The sequence below is a fragment of the Okeania sp. SIO2C2 genome (assembly GCF_010692625.1).
Classification (GTDB): domain Bacteria; phylum Cyanobacteriota; class Cyanobacteriia; order Cyanobacteriales; family Microcoleaceae; genus Okeania; species Okeania hirsuta.
Window position 1 is genome coordinate 177,541 of sequence record NZ_JAAHGM010000007.1, and the last position, 14,870, is coordinate 192,410.

General features: G+C 35.2%; 13 protein-coding genes. 8 read left to right on the forward strand and 5 right to left on the reverse strand.

The window, feature by feature from the left end; translation table 11 throughout:
* Nucleotides 1–1,467: 1,467 nt before the first annotated feature.
* From cysE to nifT, 5 genes are all read left to right on the forward strand, one after another.
* Nucleotides 1,468–2,076, forward strand: coding sequence for a serine O-acetyltransferase (gene cysE, locus F6K18_RS07295; RefSeq protein WP_240041537.1), 609 nt, complete (start codon nucleotides 1,468–1,470; stop codon nucleotides 2,074–2,076).
* A 12-nt stretch (nucleotides 2,077–2,088) separates the two neighbouring features.
* Nucleotides 2,089–2,361 (forward strand): Asr1405/Asl0597 family protein, encoded by a 273-nt coding sequence (locus F6K18_RS07300; protein WP_124143219.1) that lies wholly within the window; start codon nucleotides 2,089–2,091, stop codon nucleotides 2,359–2,361.
* Between the two features lie 86 nt (nucleotides 2,362–2,447).
* Nucleotides 2,448–2,678 carry a DUF2949 domain-containing protein gene (locus F6K18_RS07305; protein WP_124143218.1) on the forward strand — a complete coding sequence of 77 codons (231 nt, stop codon included), beginning with the start codon at nucleotides 2,448–2,450 and terminating at the stop codon, nucleotides 2,676–2,678.
* Between the two features lie 233 nt (nucleotides 2,679–2,911).
* Nucleotides 2,912–3,178, forward strand: a complete 267-nt coding sequence (locus F6K18_RS07310; RefSeq protein WP_124143217.1) for a nitrogen fixation protein NifZ — start codon at nucleotides 2,912–2,914, stop codon at nucleotides 3,176–3,178.
* Complete coding sequence (nifT, locus tag F6K18_RS07315) at nucleotides 3,178–3,378, forward strand: putative nitrogen fixation protein NifT (RefSeq protein WP_124143216.1); 201 nt, start codon at nucleotides 3,178–3,180, stop codon at nucleotides 3,376–3,378. Before F6K18_RS07310 ends, nifT begins: the two co-directional genes overlap by 1 nt.
* A gap of 310 nt (nucleotides 3,379–3,688) precedes the next feature.
* Here nifT and F6K18_RS07320 read toward each other — a convergent pair whose 3' ends face one another.
* From F6K18_RS07320 to F6K18_RS07335, 4 genes are all read right to left on the reverse strand, one after another.
* Complete coding sequence (locus F6K18_RS07320) at nucleotides 3,689–4,570, reverse strand: ADP-ribosylation family protein (protein ID WP_287519785.1); 882 nt, start codon at nucleotides 4,568–4,570, stop codon at nucleotides 3,689–3,691.
* A 155-nt stretch (nucleotides 4,571–4,725) separates the two neighbouring features.
* A complete protein-coding gene (locus F6K18_RS07325; RefSeq protein WP_287519786.1) occupies nucleotides 4,726–5,634 on the reverse strand; it encodes a DMT family transporter in 909 nt (302 codons plus the stop codon).
* Between the two features lie 573 nt (nucleotides 5,635–6,207).
* Nucleotides 6,208–6,666 carry a Ycf66 family protein gene (locus tag F6K18_RS07330; RefSeq protein ID WP_287519787.1) on the reverse strand — a complete coding sequence of 153 codons (459 nt, stop codon included), beginning with the start codon at nucleotides 6,664–6,666 and terminating at the stop codon, nucleotides 6,208–6,210.
* A gap of 808 nt (nucleotides 6,667–7,474) precedes the next feature.
* Nucleotides 7,475–8,989: a CPBP family intramembrane glutamic endopeptidase gene (locus F6K18_RS07335; protein ID WP_287519789.1), complete on the reverse strand. Its 1,515-nt coding sequence runs from the start codon at nucleotides 8,987–8,989 to the stop codon at nucleotides 7,475–7,477.
* Nucleotides 8,990–9,808: 819 nt separating this feature from the next.
* Between F6K18_RS07335 and F6K18_RS07340 the strand changes: the two genes are divergently transcribed.
* Nucleotides 9,809–11,167 (forward strand): histidine phosphatase family protein, encoded by a 1,359-nt coding sequence (locus F6K18_RS07340; protein WP_287519791.1) that lies wholly within the window; start codon nucleotides 9,809–9,811, stop codon nucleotides 11,165–11,167.
* A gap of 1,201 nt (nucleotides 11,168–12,368) precedes the next feature.
* Here the strand turns inward: F6K18_RS07340 and F6K18_RS07345 are convergent.
* Nucleotides 12,369–12,593 carry a hypothetical protein gene (locus F6K18_RS07345; RefSeq protein ID WP_287519792.1) on the reverse strand — a complete coding sequence of 75 codons (225 nt, stop codon included), beginning with the start codon at nucleotides 12,591–12,593 and terminating at the stop codon, nucleotides 12,369–12,371.
* A gap of 157 nt (nucleotides 12,594–12,750) precedes the next feature.
* Between F6K18_RS07345 and F6K18_RS07350 the strand changes: the two genes are divergently transcribed.
* A complete protein-coding gene (locus F6K18_RS07350; RefSeq protein ID WP_287519793.1) occupies nucleotides 12,751–14,049 on the forward strand; it encodes a dihydroorotase in 1,299 nt (432 codons plus the stop codon).
* Nucleotides 14,050–14,279: 230 nt separating this feature from the next.
* Nucleotides 14,280–14,516 carry a helix-turn-helix domain-containing protein gene (locus F6K18_RS07355; RefSeq protein ID WP_287519794.1) on the forward strand — a complete coding sequence of 79 codons (237 nt, stop codon included), beginning with the start codon at nucleotides 14,280–14,282 and terminating at the stop codon, nucleotides 14,514–14,516.
* Nucleotides 14,517–14,870: the final 354 nt, after the last annotated feature.

The following is a 14,870-nucleotide window of genomic DNA, read 5'->3' on the forward strand; positions in this document are numbered from 1 at the left end:
GCTGTAACATCTAAGTTTCCACTATTGTTGGGTAGCTGTCGCCGTGAGTGACGGATTACTCGCGTCGATACACTTTGTTTCCTGGGACGGTGATTTTCCGTCTGTGGTTATAGGTGTCCGGCGTTATAGTTTTTATATCAGTGGCCTTTAAACTGTTACTTTCAAAAACCCCCATTAGTATTGATTACGATCATTAGTTTTGTACTCAGATTTGTATCATCTAATAATTCAAATCAAATCGAGGTATCTAATTTTTTTATTGGGGTATAGGTACTTGTATTTTTTAAGTGGGGTACAAGTATTTATGGGGTAATGGTACGGAATTTTATGTACTCGTTATCAAACCTATATATATCAATAATTTAACTGCTTTTTTAACCCTAATTTTTGCCTCAATACTCCTGTACTCATACACCCCTTATTCAACCTAACCTTTTATTACTGTATACAATGTATCAATTTTTGGCAAGTAGGCTAGATTTATCTTAATTTTTCTTTAAAGTTTGATAATCATTTTTCCAGCTACACAGAGAGAAGGCAGAAATAAAAGGAGCAAAGTTATCAATAATAAGGCTTTTCATCACTAATTATCTAGGTTTAATATAGTCGCACTTTAGAGTAATCTACATTAACAAAATCCTGAGAAATATAACCAATTTCCTTAACAATTTTATGCGGCCAAAAACTAAATGCAACTTTTTCGCTTCTGTAATAAATTTAGCAGTTTTTCAGAATTAATGTAAGTAATTTTCAATAGTTCTTTCTGAGAAATATTTTCAATTTTCTTATAGCTAAAAATAAAAATGCAACTTTTTCGCTTCTGTAATAAATTTAGCAGTTTTTTCAGAATTAAGTAGATAATTTTTAATATTTTTTTTAATCTTTTCCCTATAATTATGAGTTAAACTATAATTTGAGTACAAGTTTCAATTTCAGCACAAACCCCCCTTAAAAACTTCAAACCTGCTTATACACAAGCATCAACCTTGAGTACAAAAATGCTAGTACATTGTTCATTAAATACTCGTACACGCTACAAAAAATACTAGCACCTATACCCCAAAATATATTTCAAACATCTATCTACATTCATTTTCAGTCTTTTGAGTACAAGCTTAATATATCTAATAAAGATTGACCGTTAAATATTGGTTAGTAGTTTACAAGGCACTTGATATAAAAATTGAAAAGCAAACGTCCTTGTCAAGCACGGAACCCCCTATTTAACCCATGACCACCTTACTAACTGGCAATACTTGTACATTACCTAATAAAACTAACACTTCTAATTCCAAAAAAAGTCAAGGTAACTTTAGGTCTCAATTCAAACTCAAAGCTAATACTGACACTGCTCAACAAAATCGACAACCAGAATCAGGTAGAGACCTTTCTTCTTCTCGTCGTCATAGATTTTGGTATAAATATTTTACCTTTCCAGAGTTAGAGACAATCTTCACAGATTTTCAAATGATCTTTGAGCGAGACCCCGCAGCACGCAACTGGGTTGAAGTCTTATGTTGCTATCCTGGTTTGCACGCTTTAGTACTACATCGCCTCGCTCATTGGTTACATCTTCAGAACATTTCTCTAATTCCACGTTTAATTTCCCATCTTGGGCGGTTTTTAACCGGAATTGAAATTCACCCTGGAGCAACAATTGGACGAGGAGTATTTATCGATCATGGCATGGGAGTGGTGATTGGTGAAACTGCAATCATTGGAGAATATTCTTTAATTTATCAAGGTGTCACTCTTGGTGGTACAGGAAAAGAAATTGGCAAACGTCATCCCACTATTGGCAAGAATGTTGTAGTTGGTGCTGGTGCTAAGGTACTAGGTAATATAAATATCGGAGATAATGTTCGCATAGGTGCTGGTTCAATTGTATTGAATAATGTTCCTTCTGAATGCACAGTTGTCGGTATACCTGGTCGAATTGTTTCTAAATCTGGCGAACGAGTTGGACCTCTTGAACATGGACGGTTACCAGATACACAAGCTACTGTAACTCGCGCTTTACTTGACAGAATTGAGCAACTAGAACAAACAATTGCAAACTTTTATCAGCAACACTAAGGAATGACAACGATGTATAGCAATCATAATCCTAACCCTCAAGACTTGATTACAGTTGTGAATGTTTCTCAAATCGATCGTTGGTTCATTCATCAGCGCTTACAAGAACTAATGATTAATAGCTGGTGTTCCGCTAGCGGTGAGTTATTAGTCGAAATCAATAATTTCACTGATGCTCTTCTTGTCCACAGCATTGTTAAGCAATTTGTTGCCCCTCGCAAAGAGTTAGTGGACTGGTTAGAAAGATGCTGGCAGATGGAAGTTTTTCCTAAATACAACCATTGATTTAATGAACAATTCTCATTGGTAATAGATATGGAGTTACCTTCCTTATCTATTACCTGTAGTTTAATATTTTAAGGATAATAACTATGGAAGGCGATCGCAAAACAACTCTATTTATTAATTTTTTGCAGGAAGAATTAGCTATTTCTGCCGCAGCTATTTCTGTAGCACGGAAACACAGTGAAGCTTCTTGTGGACCTCTACCAATGATTCTCTGGAAGTTTGGTATGATTTCTCTCCAACAACTGCAACAAATTTTTGATTGGCATGAGTCTTACGATAGCAATACTTTCTGCTATGATCGACCAATTAGTTAAAAGATGAATTATAAAGTTTATCTAAATAAAAGCTTTCTCGTTGACAAACCCATGTTTAATAGTGATAAATACTTTTAGATTTTGCTTGAATGTAATTTTTAGTATCCTAAAGAAAGAAGCAATAGCTACTTTTTCTCAAATAATTAATATGTCATAATCTCTAAAGAAATTATCACTATTCATTCCACCAAAAATCAAAATAATATTTAACTCAGTATTAGGGAGGCAACTACATGAAATTAGATGAGGCGATCGAATTAGATGGACCACCAGTATTTGAATTAGAACAAAAAGTAAGAGTTCGCAAAATAATTCGTAATGATGGTACTTTCCCTGGAAAAAATCGAGGTGACATTCTTTTGGAAGGGGGAGAGGTCGGTTATATTTGTGGCATAGGCACCTTCTTACAAAAATTTTATATTTATTCCGTACATTTCATTAAAAAAGGAATGATTATAGGCTGTCGTAAAAATGAAATAGAAGTTGTAGAGGAAAATTAATGAAAGTAATCTTACGAAATAATGCAGCAGGAAATTTAGAAGTTTATGTTGCTAAAAAAGATTTGGAAGAAGAAGTTGTTTCACAAAAAATTGATGGAGATATTAAAGTTTTAACTTTAACAAATGGTTGGGAATTATCTATTCCTAAAGACCAACCAGAAAAACTACCTCTAACTATCGATGCTAAGAGATTAAACTAAAAGTTTCCTTTCCATAGTTACTCCTTATTGTACAGCCACCAAATGAGATTTATCTCTTGTTTGGTGGTTTTTTTGACCCCAATATATCTAATACCAAGCGTGATAAATGTTTGTTACAAATGGTAGGAACGTTGCATGCAATGTCCGTACGAAAGAAGGAAGAGGGAAGACCGAAGTTGGGGTAAATATTGAAAAAAAGGGAAAAAAGATAGAGATAACTATCTCAAATGAACTGGAGCAGCTATTTTTAAGAATATCTGATCGAGGTCTACCTTTATCTATCAAGACTTTGATATTTAATCAGCAAACCCTACTTAGGATAGCCAGTCATATCAACCCATCTAATATCCCTGTTATTATAGTGAATCTCAAGAATGTGTAACAATTTTTCACGTTGAAGTACAGTGTAAGCTTTTTTAAGTAAGTTGTAGGCTTTCTCAGAATCTTCTTCACCACCCCAGTACCATAAAGATCGACCTACTTTAAAGGCAGGTATTACATTATCATCTGTACACTCATCAAGTAGTACTTTATATCTTTCATTGCTAAGTTTACGATAAACCTTTGATGATTCATTTCTGCGGAACTTTTCAGGTACACAAAGTCCCAAACCAGTATCTGATGAAACGGTCTCTACTCGATTTTCGATAATTTCTATTGAATGCTTACTTATATAATCTTGAATGCGTTCTAAAAATCTATTAATTATACTTTTAGTCTCTAGATAATCTTCATCCTCATCCTCTGGAAAGTCTGCAAGACATTCATCACAATATTCAAGCTCTTCCTCGCACCGATCAATAAGTGCTGAGAAAATGCTGCTGTAGACCGTTATTTCATCACCATCATTGTTATAGTATGACGCAGCACCTCGAAAACCAACAGAAGGGTCATCAAGTAGAAGTCCCCAGTGCAAACCATCACAATCTCCATGTAAATATGTAAAAAATTCTGGTAAATCTCGATAGTAGCGAAAATGAAGAAGTGCTAATTTCTTAAAATTTTCAGTTAGTAATTTTGGGTTTAATATCAAGCTCAATATTCCAGAAGGACGTACACGAATTGTACTTAAATCCCACATTCCTTCTTCAGGATAGTTTTGTAAAAAATCAGCTAATTGAAAGATTGAAACTGGAAATTCCAAATCATAATACTCTTTTAGTAAGCTTTTAATATCTGCAAACTTTTCCATCAGTTATTTACTATTTTAATATAATCTAAATATTTTGGTAGTAAAAATTTATCAATTTGGTATTATACCGTGTCCTCTTTTTTCTTGCTTATTCCTTCTTTTTTCCCTCCTGACTCCTCCCCCCCCCTCCAAAAAACTTTTTCAGCAAACCCTAATTACTGAAAAGTGAATAGTAAACTAATTCCTACTACTGCAACTAATACTCCTAAAATTGACCTAATGCTTATTTTTTCTCCCATTTGAGCAGCAATGGGAATTATAAATATTGGGCTGGTAGCTAAGAGGGTTTGAGCAATACCTGCGGGAGAAAATTTGAGGGAAGTTTGCTGTAGCCAAATACCTAAATAAGTGCTGCTAAAAGCTGTAATAAAAATTGCTCCTACAAGTTTAATTGACCAGTTAAATATCTCTAATTTATCCTGTTTTATTTTCTGAAAAAATAACAATAAAACAACAATAGTTGTTCCTCCAATTAAACGAAATAATGTGCTTAATAAAGGATTAATATCTGAGGAAAGCAAAGCAAAACGGGAGATAACTGCACCACTAGAATTAGCTATTGCTGCTAATATTGCCCAGAGTATTCCTTGTTTGATATTAACATTACTAATTGCTGCACCGGGAGTTCTTTCTGAGATTACCCAAGCTACGCCTCCAACTGTAATTAAAATTCCACACCAAGCACCAAAAGTTAATTGTTCTCCTAAGAAAATTAAAGCTAATAAAGCTGTCATGGGAGGAGATAAAGTTTCCATGAGAAGAGTTCTTCTTGCACCCATATTTTTGAGGGCAGAAAAAAAGGCAGTATCTCCTAAACCAATACCAAGAATGCCACTAATCAGAAATAAATTAATAGTAGTTGAGTTGATTTCTGTATGAAGTTTGTCACTAATAATTAAAGTTAGAAAAATCAGAGCGATCGCTATTAAACCTTTGAATATATTTAATTTTAGAGGAGATATTTTTTGCCCAAGTAAGCTATAAGCAGCGGAGGATGCTGCCCATAAAAATGCACCGGTTAATGCTGCTAGTTCGCCTTGAAAATTAGTTATCCACAGTTCCATAATTTTTAGAAGGAAGAAGGAAGAAGGAAGAAGAAATAAGAAAGAGGGAAGAAGGTTTAAGAGTCAAGAAAAAAATTTAAATTTCCTACATATATTAAGGAAGAGGGAAGAGGGAAGAGGGAAGAGGCAGGAAGGGTTAAGAGTCAAGAAAAAAAACTTAAATTTCCTACATATATTAAAGAAGAAGGAAGAGGGAAGAGGCAGGAAGGGTTTAAGAGTCAAGAAAAAAATTTAAATTTCCTACATATATTAAGGAAGAAGGAAGAGGGAAGAGGGAAGAGGCAGGAAGGGTTTAAGAGTCAAGAAAAAAATTTAAATTTCCTACATATATTAAGGAAGAAGGAAGAGGGAAGAGGGAAGAGGCAGGAAGGGTTTAAGAGTCAAGAAAAAAATTTAAATTTCCTACATATATTTATGCTTGGGTTTACACAAACTTCCCCCAACGGAGATGATATGACCAATAATAACTATTCAAGTAGTAATAGTAATGAAAAAACTGTATTTATGAGATTTATTAATAAATCCAGTATGATAGTTATTTAAAGTTATTAGTGAAAGGTGTATGGAAGCAACTTATTTAAAGATATCTTTAATACCCAAAAATATAGATACACTAATTAACAAAAATATAGCAAAAGATAATATTGAATCGAGTCTCCAGCCCTGATAAAGCAAAATTCCTCCACACAATAGTATGGCGATCGGAAGAAAAATTTGAACAAAAATCCATTGAATAATATTAAAAGCTTTTTGATGATAAACAATATTGTATAGGAAAGTTTTAATTAACAAAAAGACCAATATAGTATGTAACAAAAACATCACAAAAACTAATATTGGATCGAGTCTCCACCCCAGAAGCAGCAAAATGCTTCCACACAATAGGATTGTGATAGGAACAAACATCCATTGAATAATATCAAAAGCTTCTTTAGATGATAATTTTTTTCGGGATTCATTCAAAATTAATAAGGCTAGTAAGATATCTAATAGCTCAAGTAAACTCGAATAATTTAAACCTAAATTTACCATTTCATACTCCTTCGATTATTTAGATAAAATCTAATTTCCCATCTGCATTATGCCTTCTTCAAAGCAGTTTTCAAGTATATTAAGTACAGTCTTAAATCTTACAACAGTTTCCGAAGTTATTAGCTACAGAGATTAACAATTGAATGAATGCAAGTGCGGGCATCTTGCCCGCGATGGGTGTACCTCACACTTAATGGAATATGCTGTATTTCCCCTTTAAAAAGTCCCGTTAAGTAGAGAGCTGGAGATAATAGAGAATTTATTTGTAAATACTTAAACAAAATTAATTGTAGATTTACTATTGCTTTTATCTGCCTTTCTCTTTGCTTTCTACTCTGTGTTCATATGCAGTTAAAAATGTAGTAGTTATTTTGCATAAGTACTTATTTCAAGCTTACTATAGCAATCCTATTTCAGTTGTGAAAAAAATATTTTAATCTAGGGAAAAGGGAACTCTTAACAGGGAATAGGAGTAAAATTTTCAGAGTTTTTATATAGCGAATTTCATCTCACTCAGGTACAGGACTAGGGGGCAAGATGCCCGCACTACAGAGTTTTTATAACGTTAATATTTGTACCTCATATACTTGGAATATGTTATATATCCTTAGATTTTTTACAAATGATTTCTAATTGCTATAGGAAATTCTATATTTTCTGTTTCTGAAACTATAGCAATGTGCGCTGGCATATTTACAAATTACAGGAGGTTTCCAATAGCTAAAAGTCTTATATTATCTTTTTATTCCCCCTTCTGGAGCTGTTGCCTATTGCCTATTGCCTGCACACAGCGCTATAACACTAAAAATTAACTCGCTCCACTTCCCAAAATATACAAACTTAATAAAGTTCCACCATTCCATAAACTATGTAACAACATGGAAGATAAAAGATTACGAGACCTAGTATAAACTACTCCTAAAATTATTCCTAAAACAGCTAAAGGTAAAACTTCTGAAATATTCAGATGAGCTATGGCGAATAAAAATCCACTTGCTACAATAGCTCCCCAAACTGGCATATATTTTGTCAAAGAAGGCAACAAAAATCCTCGAAACATAATCTCCTCAAAAACTGGTGCAGCAATAGAAGCTGTGATATAAAACAGAGCTAAAGCTAATCCATCTTGCCCTTTCAAAGCAATAGGTAAAATTGGATTACTTCCACCTTGACCTTGCCATAATTGTTGATTAATTAAAGATATTAAAATTACCATTGGCAAAGCGACAAAATATCCACCAAAACCCCAGAAAAACCAGCCACCGCGTAAATCAAATTTAAACCAACCTTCTGGCAGTGGAAAAAATGACTTTAGTGAAAAATAAAGTACTAATAAACCACCTAGAGAAAACAGAATATAACTCCCTAGAATATATCCAGCTTGTACCCGGACTCCCATCATTGCAGGTTGCCAATTTGTGAAACCTTTAAAAATCTCTAATCCTAAAGGAATCATAATTTGTCCGACTAAGAAAAATCCGACTACAAATACTTGTAAAATTGTTTCACCATCCCAAGTAACTTCCCAAGGTAAATTGGCATTTTTTAATAATAAAGACTCTTTCCCAGAGATTAACCATTGTACTCCTAAAAATATGAGTAATCCTATTCCGAATACTAATCCCATTCCCGGCAAACCAGCAACAATTGCTAACTTAAATACAGCCTGTTGAGCTATTTCTTGTTCCTGGATTTCTAGTTGAGATAAAACCTCTTGTCTTTCCTGTAATTTATATAATTGTTTTAAAGCACGATAACGAAACCATCCATCTAAATTTTTATGAATTAAAGCTTCTGCATCAGGTAAAATTTTCGCTGGATTATTCCAAATTTCACTTAAAACTTTTGCCGTTTCTCCTAAAGACAGATTTTCTATTTCTGACTCAGTTAAATTTCCCCAACTTTCCCTAGCTTCATCTATTTTATTTTTTTGTACCTGTAAAATTCCGATATTAATATCAAACTCATTAATCAGACTTTTTAACTGACTTATATTCCGGTCTAACTGTTCTACTTCTCCTAAATTTTCCACCTCTAGAGTTTGTTTTTCCAGTTGCTGTTGAGCAGACTGACGAGCATTTTTGTATTGTATTAATCCAGCTTGATAAGAATCATTACCAATCAAAACTTCACTAGCTAAAGTAAAATTCTTACTATCCAAATCTTCAGGTTGCCATTCCCCAGCGTGCAACAATAAATTAGTCTGATATAACTCCAGACGACCTTGAATTTGTGGCTGAGTTACACTACTAAATAAAGAAAAACCAATAAAATAAATGGCTACAATAGTCAGAATACTTAAAATTAATCTTTTAATCGTCATTAATATCTCCTAATAATATCTCTCTAAAATTACAGATTTTTGCTTCAGTCTAGATATAGTAATTTCATTTGAGTTGCGTAAAAAACCTGGTCGCTTTTAGGCAACAGCTCATCTGGCAACAGGCAACAGGTAACAGGTAAAAAGGTTTCCCGGACTTTTTACTGTTAATAAATAACCAACTCTTGTTTGACATCTCATTTGAAAACGCTATATAGCAGACTTCAAGTTTGTGAAGTATAGCAGGGAACAGGGAACAGTGGGAAAAACATTTCCTCTGATTCGGATCATCATCAGTCTACTTAACCTACCTGTTTATTGCTATACACAAATTAAGTCTTTAAACCAGACATAAAAAATACTATACTTCTGAAAAATAACTTCTAATTTATTAATTCTGCTGTACTAAATGATATATAGAATTTTTATCTAGGTATTCAACAATTAATAATTAATAATTACCTCTCCTTAAAATTATTAAAATTATAGAATTAACGAACCGGATTTTTTGGATTTATTTCTTCTTGAATTTCTCGGTAAAAAATCCATGGATAGATAAAAAGTTGGAAATTTTAACCTCAGATGAACTGTTGCCTTTTCAAGCTGTTATCTAAATTCCAAGATATTTTTACCCGCAACTGAAATAGAATTCTAGACCATTAGACATAGGAGTGGAAATTACACATATAGATCATATTTTGTGTCTTTTTTCAGAAATTTTCTTCCCTGTTGCCTGTTGCCTGTTCCCTGCTATAAGTACCAAAAACAAGATAAAATCACTCTGTTGCAAAGTTTCCAGCAAACCTATAATCTAAACTATCCATGAGTACCCGTGTTATCCTTGTGCGCCATGGCCAAAGCACCTACAATGTTGAACGTCGAATTCAAGGCCGTCTTGATGTCTCAATTCTCACAGACATAGGCATAAATACTGCCCGTCAGGTAGGTGAAGCTCTCAAAGGTCTAAAGTTTGATGCTATTTACGCTAGTCCTCTCCAAAGGGCCAAACAAACAGCAGAAATTATCCATTCCTGTTTAAATTCTCCTCCCCCATTACAAACCAAAGAAAACTTAAGGGAAGTAGATTTACCATTATGGGAAGGAATGTTGCGCCAAGAAGTCAAGGATAAATTTGGAGAAGATTATCGTATCTGGAGTCAACTTCCCCATGAATTTTACATGGAAGTCTCAACACCAGAGGGGCAAATAAAGCATTTTCCTGTACTATCTTTGTTTGACCAAGCTAAACAATTTTGGCAAGAAACTTTGAGTCAAAATATCGATAAGACTATTTTGGTTGTGGCTCACAATGGGATTAATCGCTGTCTAATCGCTACAGCTTTAGAAATACAACCATCTTTTTATCAATCCATTCAACAGTCTAATTGTGGTATTAGCATTCTCAACTTTACTCCTCCCTATCCCTCTTTTTCTGGGGAAGATAAATCCGGAGGTTCTGTTCAGTTAGAATCTATGAATCTTACTACTCATATTGGTGAGAAATTCCCTAAACCTAGAGAAAAACATCAAGGACCTCGGTTGTTATTGGTGCGCCACGGTGAGACAAACTGGAACCGAGATGGGAAATTTCAGGGACAAATTGATGTACCACTAAATGATAATGGTCGCCTTCAAGGTGGCCAAGCTGCCGAGTTTCTCAAAGATGTACATCTAGATTTTGCTGTGAGTAGCTCAATGTTACGTCCCAAGGAAACGGCGGAAATTATTTTGCAGCACCATCCAGATGTGGAGTTACAGTTAGATGATGGTTTATGGGAAATTAGTCACGGTCTCTGGGAGGGAAAATTTGAATCGGAAATTGAATCTGGTTTTCCTGGTCTGTTGAAGCAGTGGAAAGAATTTCCAGAAACGGTACAAATGCCAGAAGGTGAAAATTTACAGCAGGTTTGGGAACGAGCAATGATTGCTTGGCAAAAAATTATTCGGTCAGTTTCTGGTACTGGTATTGTTGTTGCCCATGATGCGATAAATAAGGCAATTCTTTGTCAATTATTTGGTCTGGAACCTAAACATTTCTGGAATTTTAAGCAGGGAAATGGAGCAGTTAGCGTAATTGATTATCCTCAAGGGCCAGATGGACGACCAGTCTTGGAGGCGATGAATATTACTTCTCATTTATCTGGCGGTATTTTGGACAAGACTGCCGCTGGGGCGTTGTAAGGGAAGGCAGAAGGCAGAAGGCAGAGGGCAGAAGGCAGAGGGCAGAAGGCAGAAGGCAGAAGGTAATCATATTTTTTCATCGGACTTATCCTCAGACTGTATTTTTGAGATTTGGGGTAAATACTATAGCGCCATATTATTTCTCTCTATCTGAAGAAGACAAAAAAGCTTTGTCCATCCTCGGCAAATTTTCACACTATGAAGAATTGATCGGGATAATTCAATATTTGTCCGGCACTGAAGGGCGATCGCCTTTTTTGATTGGACTTTCTCAAACTCTATTTCTCAGATGTGGAGCCAAAACTAGGTAGTCCTGCTCGCGTAATGGTATACAGGAAAAAGTAATATCTGGTACGGGAGCAAGATACTCCCACTGCCGTGCCTCGTAAAACCGACATTCCGCAGGTCTAGCTTGTAGTGTCAGGTATTTATTGCTCAGATTTTTACATGATAGGCATTACGAGCAAGGTTTAAGTATAAATACATACTACATTAACTATTGATTATAATTCTTAATATTAGAATCTGTGTTCCACCATCTTCGTGGAAAAAGGTACTGTAGTATGTTTGTCGTGCGGAATGTGGGGTAAAAAATAATGACAATGCACGACCAATGAAAATTCACCAACGCCAAAAACTATAGTGCTATAGTATTTTTCTCTATCTGGAGAAAGTAAAAAAGGAGAAGGCAGAAGGCAGAAAGTAATCATATTTTTTCATCGGACTTACCCTCAGACTGTATCTTTGAGATTTTGGGTAAAAACTATAGCGCCATACTATTTTTCTCTATCTGGAGAAGATAAAAGCAAGCTTTCTCCATTGGAAGGTAAATTTCCACGCTATGGAGGATGGATGAAAATAACTCAATATTTGTCCCGCACTGGAGGGTAATAATTTTTTTTCATCGGACTATAGTTTAGATGTGGAGCTAAAACTATAGTGCCATATTATTTTTCTCTATCTGGAGAAGGCAAAAGAAAACTTTGTCTATCCTCGGCAAATTTTCACGCTATGGAGGATAGATGAAAATAATTTAATATTTGTCCGGCACTGGAAGGCGATCGCCTTTTTTTATCAAACTTTCTCAGATTTTGAACCAAAACTATAGCGCCATATTATTTCTCTCTATCTGGAGAAGGTAAAAGAAAACTTTATTTATCCTCGGCAAATTTTCACGCTATGGAGGATAGATGAAAATAATTTAATATTTGTCCGGCACTGGAAGGCGATCGCCTTTTTTCATCGGACTTTCTGAGAATATATTTCTGAAATTTGGAGCCAAAACTATAGTGCTATAGTTTTTTTCTCTATCTGGAGAAGGCAAAGTCAAGCTTTGTATATCCTCAGTAAATTTCCCCACTGATAGAGGATGGATGAGAATAATTGAATATTTGCCCGACACTGGAAGGCGATCGCCTTTTTTCATCGGACTTTCTCAGACTATATTTCTCAGATGTAGAGCCAAAACTATAGCGCTATACTATTTAGTCCAAGAGACACCTCTTGTAGATTCTTTTAATCACTCTTATTATTCAAAGACATTCTTTTTTCACCCTTGGTGTAGCACCGACAACCTTCCTCAGATGAACAGCAAACTATTTCAACAAATCCGAATATTAGACCCAGTTTCCAATACAGACAGAATTGCTGATGTATTAATCATCGATAATAAAATCGCAGCAGTTGAGACACAAATTTCTGAATTCCCCACTAAAACAGAAATTCAAAATTCCCACGGACTAATTTTAGGCCTTGGTTTAGTAGACTTATATTCTCATAGTGGCGAACCAGGGTTTGAGGAACGAGAAACTATAGAATCTTTAATTCAAGCTGCTACAGCAGGGGGTTTTACTAGATTAGCTATTTTGCCCGATACTTTTCCACCTGTAGATAATCCTGCTGGTTTGGCCAGATTGCAAAATTTAGCCAAAAATTATTCCCCTACTCCCATCATTTATTATTGGGGTGCTATTACCCAAGGTTTACAAGGGGAGCAAATGACCGAGTTGGGAGAGTTGGCAGCAACAGGAGTTGTGGGGTTTGCAGATGGTTTGTCTCTACAAAATCTTGGTTTGTTACGACGAGTCTTGGAATATCTCAAACCTCTGAATAAACCTCTAGCTTTATGTTGCAATAATTCTAGGTTGGCGGGTAAAGGGGTAATGCGAGAGGGGTATGATTCTATTCGCTTGGGTTTGCCTGGAGTTCCGACTATGGCTGAAACTTCTGCTTTAGCTGCTGTGTTGGAATTGGTAGATGCTATTGGTACTCCTGTCCATATTATGCGGGTTTCCACAGCTCGGAGTGTGGAATTGATTAGAGTAGCTAAAAGTAGGGGCTTGCCTATTACTGCTAGTACAACTTGGATGCACCTATTATTAGATACTCAAGCTATTGACGGGAAGTATACTTTAAATTCTCCCTTCCTTCCCTACGATCCAAATTTACGTTTAGACCCTCCTTTGGGAAATATTAGCGATCGCTTGGCTTTGATTGAGGGTATTAAGGATGGAATTTTGGATGCTGTTGCTATTGACCATACTCCCTACAGTTATGAAGAAAAAACAGTTGCTTTTTATGAAGCACCCACAGGAGCCATAGGACTAGAAATAGCATTACCTTTATTATGGCAAAATCTGGTAGAAACACAAGAGTTATCAGCTTTGGATTTATGGAGAGTTTTGAGTACCAATCCGGCAAAATGTTTAGGAGTAAATTTAGGAGCTATTGTTCCTAACAAATCAGCAGCAGATATTACCCTATTTGCCCCTCAAAAAACTTGGCAAGTAGATAGACAAACCTTAAAATCTCGTTCCACCAATACTCCTTGGTTAAGAAAACAAATTATTGGTCGAGTCTTAACTTCGACTTTTACCGATTGAAAAGAAGAGGTAATTATTAATTATTAATTATTAATTATTAATTATTAATTGTTCCCTGCTCCCTGGTTAGGAAAACAAATTCAAGGTCGTGTCCTGGAGCTTGACTTTTAAAGAATATGGTTTTTATCTAATGTTGGCATTTATACCCGCGCTCTCCTGCAAGGGAGCGTCGTATGGGAATGTCAACCAATGCTATAATAATAATTTAGTGCGAGCAATAGGTAAAAACATTGAAAGCCAGATATAAATATCGCATCTATCCAAATCCTATTCAAATAACTAAATTGAATCAACTATTTGGTTGTTGTAGATATGTTTGGAATCAATCATTAGCATATTGTAATCAGTTGTATATTTTTGGAGAAAAGAAACCTTCATATACTGATTTAACTAAGCAATTTATAACTCAAGCTAAGAGGGAGTTGCTCTGGTTAAAAGATGTAGCTTCTACTCCACTACAACAGTAATAATAACTCAAGTTGAAACAGTAACTCAACCGATAACCAAAGTTGAAACTGTTGAAACTGGACTTGAAAATCCCATACAATTATCACTTTTTGGTGAAGTCGCGGGCGGACAGTCCGAGACATTAAACAAGACGAGGAGAAAATGTCAGACTGGTCGTAAGAAGCCAGCAGATTTCAATGAGTCGTCTACCCGCCTTGAGTTTGAGCAACTTCGGTTGTTTGAATTGATGGGAATCCCGCGTTGTCTGTTAGAGCAACGTCGGGAGGATGTCAAGAAGCTCTCCGAACTTAGTTAATATTTTGGGTAATTATAAAATTTCCTACTAAGATTACTATTATAAGTAAATACTGGAA